We start from the raw sequence: 8,001 nt of genomic DNA, 5'->3' as shown, positions 1-8,001 counted from the left end.
GTATAAATATCCTACTTTATAAAATATTATAATTAAACATTCAATCTAAAAATCATTCATTTATTTTTTGCCTTCTTTTAACTATACATATACTTAGAAGCTTAAAAAAACTTATTCTAAAAAAGATCGCTACAAAGTGCAAATGCCCACTCCATTTCTGAATACCATAAGTTTTTAGATAGATCCAAAAATCACTGCTATAAACAAAAAAACCACCTAACAAAAAGTCAGATGGTTTTAATAAATAGCCGGCGGAGGGACTCCACGAATTGTTTCGCTCGGGGTTAACTTCTCGCCCATATATCTTCATAAAAAAAACCATAACAAACAAATGTTATGGTTTTACATAAGAGCCGGCGGAGGGACTCGAACCCACGACCTGCTGATTACAAATCAGCTGCTCTAGCCAACTGAGCTACGCTGGCAGACTCAATATGTTTTGTAATGGTCAACTCAAATAAAAAACCATCTAAATGAATAGATGGTTTTTTTGAGCCGGCGGAGGGACTCGAACCCACGACCTGCTGATTACAAATCAGCTGCTCTAGCCAACTGAGCTACGCTGGCGACTCATTACGGGTGCAAAGATAAGCTTGAATTTCGTTTTTCCAAAATAAATTTAAACTTTTTTTGCCCTTTTTTTTACTGCAAATCGTTGATTTTACCAATCAATTGATTAGCAGTTTGTTCCAATTCTACATTTATTTGTTTGAAATGTGCTTTTTTGTTTTCAACATTTTTAGCATTCACTTTAGTGATCAAAACATCAAAAGCAGCAATAGCTTCGTCAATCAATGCATTCGTTTCATCAGTAGGTTTTCCTGTTGTAGAAATTTCAAACAAGTAAACTGCCTCAATTATATCACCTAAAACGTAGTTGATGTCTTTCTTTAAATTCTTAACGTTTGCCATTTTATTTTTTATTTAATTTGCGTTTGCAAAAGTACACATAATCTTTCTATTCCCAACTATGAAATGTAAATTTCTAAAATAGAAGCTTTTCCCTTCAAATTATAAGACTTCATAGCTGCAGGAATAAGCACTGTATCTCCTTTTATATATTTATAAATTATACCGTCATACTCTAGTTCAAAAGAACCTTCAATACACATATATACCACAAAAGACAATCCTGAATTCTCAACCCCTTTAACATTTTCCAGTGGAATAAAATTGGTTGTAAAATAAGGACAATCGACTACTGTATTTGACTGATTAATTTCTCTTGAGTACTCCTTATAAGTATTGACTTTTTTATAATTAATAGCATCCAATGCCAAATCAACATGAAGTTCTCTAGTATTACCTTGAGCATCTTTTCGATCAAAATCATACAAACGGTATGTAATATCCGAAGTCTGTTGTATTTCGGCAACAACTAATCCTGCTCCGATCGCATGAACAGTACCCGTTTCTAAGAAAAAAACATCCCCTGGTTTTGCCTTAACAGTATCCAATATATCAATCAGTGAATTGTTATTCAAATGCTCAACATACTCCTCTGGACTGGAATCTTCTTTAAAACCAACAATGATTCTGGCATCGGCATCGGCTTGCGTAACATACCACATTTCGGTTTTACCAAAAGAATTGTGACGTTTTTTGGCCAATTCATCATTAGGATGCACTTGAATCGATAAATCTTCACGGGCATCCAAGTATTTGAAAAGCAACGGAAATTGTTTTCCAAATCTTTCATGAACAGCTGTCCCCAGAATTTCATCTGGATACTCATTAATTAAATCCGTCAAAAGTTTTCCTTCATACTCCCCGTTTGCTACTACGCTCACATCGCCTTCAACAGTAGATAATTCCCAGCTTTCTCCTGTAATATGGGAAGTGATTGGTTTATTCAGAATCGTTTTTAACTTTTCTCCTCCCCAGATTCTTTCTTTCAGAATGGCATTAAACTGCAATGGATAATTTTTTGAACTCATGTTTTTTATTTACAAATTTCTATACTTTTACTATCAAAAGGTAATATTATTTTGTCCTTTTATGATTGTATTTCTTTAATTGCTTCAAGTGCTTTTGCAATATGATTTTTTGCTTTCATACTGTCAAATACCATTATTATTGTTCCGGTTTTGTCGGCTACATAAGTTACTCTGCCTGGTATTAATCCAAACAAATTGGTAGGTACTCCAAAAAGAGTTCTGATTTTTTTATCAGAATCTGACAAAAGAATAAAAGGCAGTTTAAATTGACTGGTAAACTTTTGATGAGACGCAACACTGTCCCCGCTGATTCCTATTACTTCAGCTCCAAGATCTTTAAAATCTTCGTACTGATCCCTAAAACTGCAGGCTTGGGTTGTGCATCCCGGTGTATTGTCTTTTGGGTAGAAATAAATAACCGATGGCTTTTGACCAATTAGATCTTGGCTGTTGAAATCATTCCCATTGGTGTCCTTTGCTGTAAAATTTGGAATTTTGTCTCCTGCTTTCAGTCCCATTATTCTCCTTTATAAGTTACAAAATTGCGGGGCGTTTCATAAAGAACCACTTCCAAATCCAGCTCTGGTTTTACTTTTTTTCTGATTTTATTCCAAATCACTACCACAATATTCTCTGCGGTTGGATTTAAATCTTCAAATTCCGGTACATCAAGATTCAAATTTTTATGATCCATTTGATCCTCAACTTCTTCTTTAATAATATCTGTTAAGAATTTCACATCCATAACATACCCTGTTTCTTTATCAATTTCTCCGGCAACACTTACTATTAATTCGTAGTTGTGACCGTGAAAATTGGGGTTATTGCATTTGCCAAAAACAGCATCGTTTTGCTCAAAAGTCCAATCTTTTCGATACAAACGATGTGCTGCATTAAAATGGGCTTTTCTGGATATGGTTACTCTCATAGTTTTTTGTAGAATTAAATTGGGTGAATGGCAAGATTAGTTCCTTTGCTCTAATGCATGTTCCTCTAAAAAATGATAAAATTCATCAAAAATGATCTTGAACCATACGGTATAACTATCAGGACTCAAGTGCATATCACTTTGAATATCTTCAATTTTCATCCATTTCCAATCTTCAACTTCTTCAGGATTAATCACAGGCTCTCCATCGTAATAACCAATCATTACATGATCGAGTTCATGTTCTGTCAAACCATTATCAAAAGGTGCTTTATAAATAAAATGGAAGAGTTCTTTCAATTCGGTATTAAAACCCATTTCTTCATGCAGTCTTCGGTTACCGGCCTGAATATTGGTTTCGCCTTCCCTCTGATGACTGCAGCAGGTGTTTGTCCATAATAAAGGAGAATGGTATTTTTGATGTGCTCTTTGCTGAAGCATCACTTCATTTTTATTATTTAAAACAAAAACAGAAAAAGCACGATGCAAAATAGCTTTTTCATGCGCTTCCAGTTTCGGCATTAAACCAATTTGCTCATCAAATTCATTTACTAGTATTACTTTTTCTTCTTCCATAGTATTTATTGATAAAGCAAAAGTACGAAAAAGATAGCTTTTAAAAAGTCTTATACATTCTTTTGCTTTTAGCTGAAATTATTTTCTTGGTTCGCATTAGAACTGCAAACATAGAAATCCTCAAGTCTCTTTTTTGAATATTTTACAGATAGAATTTAGCCAAGATTTATAGAAAAGCTATTCATTTTGTTACTCTTTAAAACCAAAAAAACATTTTTAACGTATATCCAGATAGTTAAAAATTACATAAATAGGAGTAAATTATAAAATAACTAACATTTCTATTGCCATTCTTCTATTACATTTGAAATATAAAAATCATCATCATGAAAACAAAATCTTTATTTTTCATTTTACTGTTTCTTCCTTTATTTGCTATTCAAGCTTGCGGGCAGAATAAAGAAGTAAAAAACAATGAAATAACTATGGTTGAAAGCAAATCTAAAAATCCATATTATTCGCACACTGACACCACAAAACTAAATTTATCAGATGCCGAATGGAAAAAAATTCTTCCTGAAGACCTTTATCTAGTTTCCCGAAAAGCAGATACCGAAAGACCATTTACGGGCAAGTATTGGAATACCGATGTAAAAGGAACTTATTATTGTGCAGCCTGCGGCAATCTGCTTTTTCGTTCAGGGGCCAAATTTTCCAGCAGTTGTGGCTGGCCAAGTTTTTTTGAACAGGAAAACAAAAAAAGCATCGTATTCAAAGACGATAATTCTATAGGAATGGAAAGAATAGAGGCTCTTTGTGGCAGATGTGACGGCCATTTAGGTCATTTATTTGATGATGGTCCAGCTCCAACTGGCAAAAGATACTGCATGAATTCTATCGCTCTTGATTTTGTCCCTGATGCTAAATAAAAATTAAAATTGAAACTAATGAAAACGAAAACAATTATTTTAGCGTGCATGTTATTTACTGGAATGCTATTTTCTCAAAACAATACTAAAACTAAAAAAATGACACAATCTAATATGGAAACTATAACTCTAGGTGGAGGCTGTTACTGGTGTGTAGAAGCTGTTTACGAAAACCTGAAAGGTGTAAAATCAGTCGTTTCTGGATTTTCAGGAGGAAAAACACTCAATCCGAGTTACGAAGAAGTTTGTTCTGGGACTACAGGTCATGCCGAAGTTGTCCAAATATCTTTTGATAAAAATGTGACCAGTCTTGATGAGATTTTTAAAGTTTTCTTCACCGTTCATGATCCAACAACGCTGAATAGACAAGGTGCAGATAAAGGAACACAATACCGTTCCGTTATTTTTTATAACGATGAAGAACAAAAAAAAGAGGCACAGTCTATTATTGCTGAGTTAAAAAATGCGAAAGTCTATGAAAATCCAATTGTGACTACGTTAGAACCGTTTACGAAATTTTACAAAGCAGAAGATTACCATCAAAACTATTATGCTAATAATAAAAGCCAGCCTTATTGCCAAATGGTGATTCAGCCCAAACTGGAAAAATTCGAAAAAGTATTTAAAGATAAATTGAAAACAAAAAAGTAATTTTCAACCTCACAAAAGCCGAAATCCATTTTCGGCTTTATTATTTATCAAAAACAATAAACTCTTTTTCAAATGAATACACAAAAGCCTTGGACTGCTTCAGAAGGTTTACCTGAAGATTTAATTTTAATCCGAGAAATACTTTTTAAAAATTGCAATTTTGAAATCACCCAGCCCATTCTTGAAGCAGAAAGTTCTGAATATGGAGCCTGTACTTTTACTTTAAATGATTTCAATATTCTGTTTCGAACGGCCAAAATCACACCTACCAAAACCGGTCAGTTTGTTACACTATGGAAAAGGATAAATCAGGGTCCTATTCAGCCTTTTGATTCCACAGATCCAATTGATTTATTCGCTATTAGTGTTAGGAAAGACAATTATTTTGGATTATTTATTTTTCCAAAATCAGTTCTTATAGCTAAAGAAATCGTTTCGGATAAAAAAGAAGGGAAACGTGCTATTCGAGTTTATCCGCCATGGGATGAAACAACCAGCAAGCAGGCGCAAAAAACACAAAAATGGCAGTTGGATTATTTCTTAGAATTAACTAAGGATCAAACAATAGATATGAAACATGCTAAATTCCTTTTCCTTACAGAAGGATAAAAAACTTGTGATTATCAAAATCTAATATTCTTTTCCTATCTTTAAAATAAATAAAAAGCTAAATTTCAACAGCTTAACTTTTAATATTTAAAAACCATGAGAAAAAAAGCATTTAAATTTCAAACACTTTATTTGTCATTTTTAATGATTATAGGACTAAATTTAACTCAAGCTCAAGAAAAAAAAGTAGCCCCAACTTCGCAGGAACTATACAACGAAATCGCTGCGATGGATACCGCTCTTTTTGACGCATTTAATGCAAAAGACATGGCAAAATTTAAACCCTTGTTTACCGAAGATTTAGAATGGTACCAAGACAATGGCGGTTTGCTTTCGTATGAAACCGTTTTTTCAAATTTTGAAAAAATGTTCGAAAACGAAAACAAACTGACTCGGCAATTAGTGAAAGGTCGTCTTGAAGTACATCCCATAAAAGATTTTGGAGCTATAGAAACAGGAGTTCATCAATTTCGACATATCGAAAACGGGAAAGAAGAAATAGGAACTTTTAAGTTTATGGCTATTTGGAAAAAAGTGAACAATCAATGGAAAATTTCAAGAATGATAAGCTACGATCATTGATTTCATTTTTATAGTACTACAAATTCTTCCGAACTTCTAAAATCCAGCTTTCTTTTACATCTCAAAAAATAAAACATTCTTAGTTTAATCTGGAGCAAGTGGACGCTTTGATTATTTAAAAGATGTTGCTTTAAATTATGCCTTTTTATTAAATCTAGAAAAAATGACAGACAAGAAAATTTAAATAATAAAATAAGACTACTTTAAATATTTGAAGTAGTCTTATTATATCATCAATCCAAATTACATCATTTCAAAGCTTCAGCAATTTTCAAAGCACATTTTTCTCCATCAATGGCGGCAGAAATAATTCCACCTGCATAACCGGCTCCCTCTCCGCAAGGATACAATCCTTTAATTTGCAAATGCTCATAGGAAACACCATCTCTAGGGATACGTACAGGTGAAGAAGTTCTCGATTCTGGTGCGTGCAAAATAGCTTCGTTTGTCAGATAGCCTCGCATTGATTTTCCAAATTCTGTAAATCCTTCCCTTAATATTTGTGATAAAAATCCAGGAAAAACCTGCCCCATTTCTACCGAAGTAGTCCCTGGAACATAAGAGGTTTTTGGAATACTGGATGAAACCTTATTTTGTGTAAAATCGACCATTCGTTGTGCTGGTACTTTTTGGGTTTCCCCAGCCAAATGCCATGCTTTTTGTTCGATACTTTTTTGAAATTCCATTCCTGCCAAAGCTCCAAATTTTGCAAAAGGTTTGAAATCTTCCAATTTTAATTCAATTACAATTCCGGAATTGGCTGTTGCTTGGTCTCTTTTAGATGGCGACCAACCATTGGTTACAACTTCTCCTGGGCTGGTAGCACAAGGCGCAATTACACCTCCCGGACACATACAAAAAGAATACATTCCGCGACCATTAACTTGCTTAACAATAGAATAAGGTGCTGGTGGCAAATGTTCGCCACGATAATCACAACTATACTGAATACTATCAATTAACGATTGAGGATGCTCGGCTCTTACACCCAACGCAAAAGGTTTGGCTTCTATAAGCACTTTCTTTTTATCCAATAATTCAAATATATCCCGAGCAGAGTGTCCTGTAGCCAGAATTAATTTATTTGCCAAAATCGTATCTCCACTTTGAGTTACAATTCCCTGTACTTCATTATTCTTTATCAAAATATCGGTCAACCGAGTTTCGAACAAAACTTGTCCGCCACATTCTATGATTTTCTCTCTGATATCTTGTATAATTTGAGGTAATTTGTTCGTCCCAATATGCGGATGTGCATCTACCAATATATCTCCTGTAGCACCAAAAGCAACAAGCAACTCTAATATTCGAGTGACATCACCACGTTTTTTGGAACGGGTATATAATTTTCCGTCCGAATAGGTTCCTGCTCCTCCTTCACCAAAACAATAATTGGAATCCTCATCAACAATATGATCTCTATTTATTGCTTTCAAATCGCGGCGGCGGCCACGAACATCTTTTCCACGTTCGATAACTATTGGTTTCAAACCCAACTCAATTAATTGTAAAGCGGCAAAAAGTCCAGCCGGCCCTGCTCCTACAACAATAACTTCTTGGGCAGTTGAAACGTTTTTATAATCAGGTAATTCTATTTTATGTTCCTGAAAAGGTTCTCCTTTCAAATAAATCGAAACTTTCAGATTGATTTTGATCGCTTTTTGACGGGCATCAATGGATCGTTTCAAAATAACAACATGCTGAATCTCATTTGCCGAAACTTTTATCTGTTTGGACAAATAGTCACGTAACAACATTTCGTTTGAAGCTATTTCTGGTGTTACTTGAAGTAAAAGTTCTCTTGGCATTGTATCTTATTTATTCTATTAGCTTTTCTTTTTATGAAATG

General features: G+C 34.1%; 10 protein-coding genes and 2 tRNA genes. 4 read left to right on the top strand and 8 right to left on the bottom strand.

The window, feature by feature from the left end; genetic code table 11:
- Positions 1–351: 351 nt before the first annotated feature.
- From B0E44_RS10210 to idi, 7 genes are all read right to left on the bottom strand, one after another.
- Positions 352–425: transfer RNA gene (locus tag B0E44_RS10210), tRNA-Thr, on the bottom strand.
- A gap of 68 nt (positions 426–493) precedes the next feature.
- Positions 494–567 (bottom strand) — tRNA-Thr (locus B0E44_RS10205).
- 75 nt (positions 568–642) lie between these two features.
- Positions 643–912, bottom strand: a complete 270-nt coding sequence (locus B0E44_RS10200; protein ID WP_077373985.1) for a hypothetical protein — start codon at positions 910–912, stop codon at positions 643–645.
- Between the two features lie 56 nt (positions 913–968).
- Positions 969–1,937, bottom strand: coding sequence for a type I phosphomannose isomerase catalytic subunit (locus tag B0E44_RS10195; RefSeq protein ID WP_077373981.1), 969 nt, complete (start codon positions 1,935–1,937; stop codon positions 969–971).
- A gap of 59 nt (positions 1,938–1,996) precedes the next feature.
- Positions 1,997–2,455 carry a peroxiredoxin gene (locus B0E44_RS10190; RefSeq protein WP_077373978.1) on the bottom strand — a complete coding sequence of 153 codons (459 nt, stop codon included), beginning with the start codon at positions 2,453–2,455 and terminating at the stop codon, positions 1,997–1,999.
- A complete protein-coding gene (locus tag B0E44_RS10185; RefSeq protein WP_077373975.1) occupies positions 2,455–2,865 on the bottom strand; it encodes a 6-carboxytetrahydropterin synthase in 411 nt (136 codons plus the stop codon). The genes B0E44_RS10190 and B0E44_RS10185 overlap by 1 nt, the downstream gene beginning before the upstream one ends.
- A 36-nt stretch (positions 2,866–2,901) precedes the next feature.
- Positions 2,902–3,441 carry an isopentenyl-diphosphate Delta-isomerase gene (gene idi / locus B0E44_RS10180; RefSeq protein WP_077373972.1) on the bottom strand — a complete coding sequence of 180 codons (540 nt, stop codon included), beginning with the start codon at positions 3,439–3,441 and terminating at the stop codon, positions 2,902–2,904.
- A 326-nt stretch (positions 3,442–3,767) separates the two neighbouring features.
- Here idi and msrB point away from each other — a divergent pair, with 326 nt between their 5' ends.
- The 4 genes from msrB (at position 3,768) to B0E44_RS10160 (ending at position 6,152) form a co-directional block, all read left to right on the top strand.
- Positions 3,768–4,310: a peptide-methionine (R)-S-oxide reductase MsrB gene (gene msrB / locus B0E44_RS10175; RefSeq protein ID WP_077373968.1), complete on the top strand. Its 543-nt coding sequence runs from the start codon at positions 3,768–3,770 to the stop codon at positions 4,308–4,310.
- Between the two features lie 63 nt (positions 4,311–4,373).
- Complete coding sequence (gene msrA / locus B0E44_RS10170; RefSeq protein ID WP_254423281.1) at positions 4,374–4,961, top strand: peptide-methionine (S)-S-oxide reductase MsrA; 588 nt, start codon at positions 4,374–4,376, stop codon at positions 4,959–4,961.
- Between the two features lie 72 nt (positions 4,962–5,033).
- A complete protein-coding gene (locus B0E44_RS10165) occupies positions 5,034–5,570 on the top strand; it encodes a MepB family protein (RefSeq protein ID WP_077373965.1) in 537 nt (178 codons plus the stop codon).
- A 96-nt stretch (positions 5,571–5,666) separates the two neighbouring features.
- The gene (locus B0E44_RS10160; RefSeq protein ID WP_077373962.1) at positions 5,667–6,152 is read left to right on the top strand and encodes a nuclear transport factor 2 family protein; all 486 of its coding nucleotides are present in this window, start codon (positions 5,667–5,669) and stop codon (positions 6,150–6,152) included.
- Positions 6,153–6,400: 248 nt separating this feature from the next.
- Here B0E44_RS10160 and B0E44_RS10155 read toward each other — a convergent pair whose 3' ends face one another.
- Positions 6,401–7,960, bottom strand: a complete 1,560-nt coding sequence (locus B0E44_RS10155; RefSeq protein ID WP_077373959.1) for an NAD(P)/FAD-dependent oxidoreductase — start codon at positions 7,958–7,960, stop codon at positions 6,401–6,403.
- Between the last annotated feature and the right edge of the window lie 41 nt (positions 7,961–8,001).

The sequence above is a fragment of the Flavobacterium sp. A45 genome (genome assembly GCF_002001005.1).
GTDB lineage: Bacteria > Bacteroidota > Bacteroidia > Flavobacteriales > Flavobacteriaceae > Flavobacterium.
Note: the sequence above shows the minus strand (reverse complement) of the source record. Positions and strands in the feature narration are given on the sequence as shown.

What these genes read in the sequence shown, in the direction of transcription:
- idi (WP_077373972.1), bottom strand. Translation starts at nt 3,441, where the DNA reads ATGGAAGAAGAAAAAGTAATACTAGTAAATGAATTTGATGAGCAAATT.
- B0E44_RS10200 (WP_077373985.1), bottom strand. Translation starts at nt 912, where the DNA reads ATGGCAAACGTTAAGAATTTAAAGAAAGACATCAACTACGTTTTAGGT.
- B0E44_RS10155 (WP_077373959.1), bottom strand. Translation starts at nt 7,960, where the DNA reads ATGCCAAGAGAACTTTTACTTCAAGTAACACCAGAAATAGCTTCAAAC.
- B0E44_RS10160 (WP_077373962.1), top strand. Translation starts at nt 5,667, where the DNA reads ATGAGAAAAAAAGCATTTAAATTTCAAACACTTTATTTGTCATTTTTA.
- B0E44_RS10185 (WP_077373975.1), bottom strand. Translation starts at nt 2,865, where the DNA reads ATGAGAGTAACCATATCCAGAAAAGCCCATTTTAATGCAGCACATCGT.
- B0E44_RS10165 (WP_077373965.1), top strand. Translation starts at nt 5,034, where the DNA reads ATGAATACACAAAAGCCTTGGACTGCTTCAGAAGGTTTACCTGAAGAT.
- msrB (WP_077373968.1), top strand. Translation starts at nt 3,768, where the DNA reads ATGAAAACAAAATCTTTATTTTTCATTTTACTGTTTCTTCCTTTATTT.
- B0E44_RS10195 (WP_077373981.1), bottom strand. Translation starts at nt 1,937, where the DNA reads ATGAGTTCAAAAAATTATCCATTGCAGTTTAATGCCATTCTGAAAGAA.
- B0E44_RS10190 (WP_077373978.1), bottom strand. Translation starts at nt 2,455, where the DNA reads ATGGGACTGAAAGCAGGAGACAAAATTCCAAATTTTACAGCAAAGGAC.
- msrA (WP_254423281.1), top strand. Translation starts at nt 4,374, where the DNA reads ATGCTATTTTCTCAAAACAATACTAAAACTAAAAAAATGACACAATCT.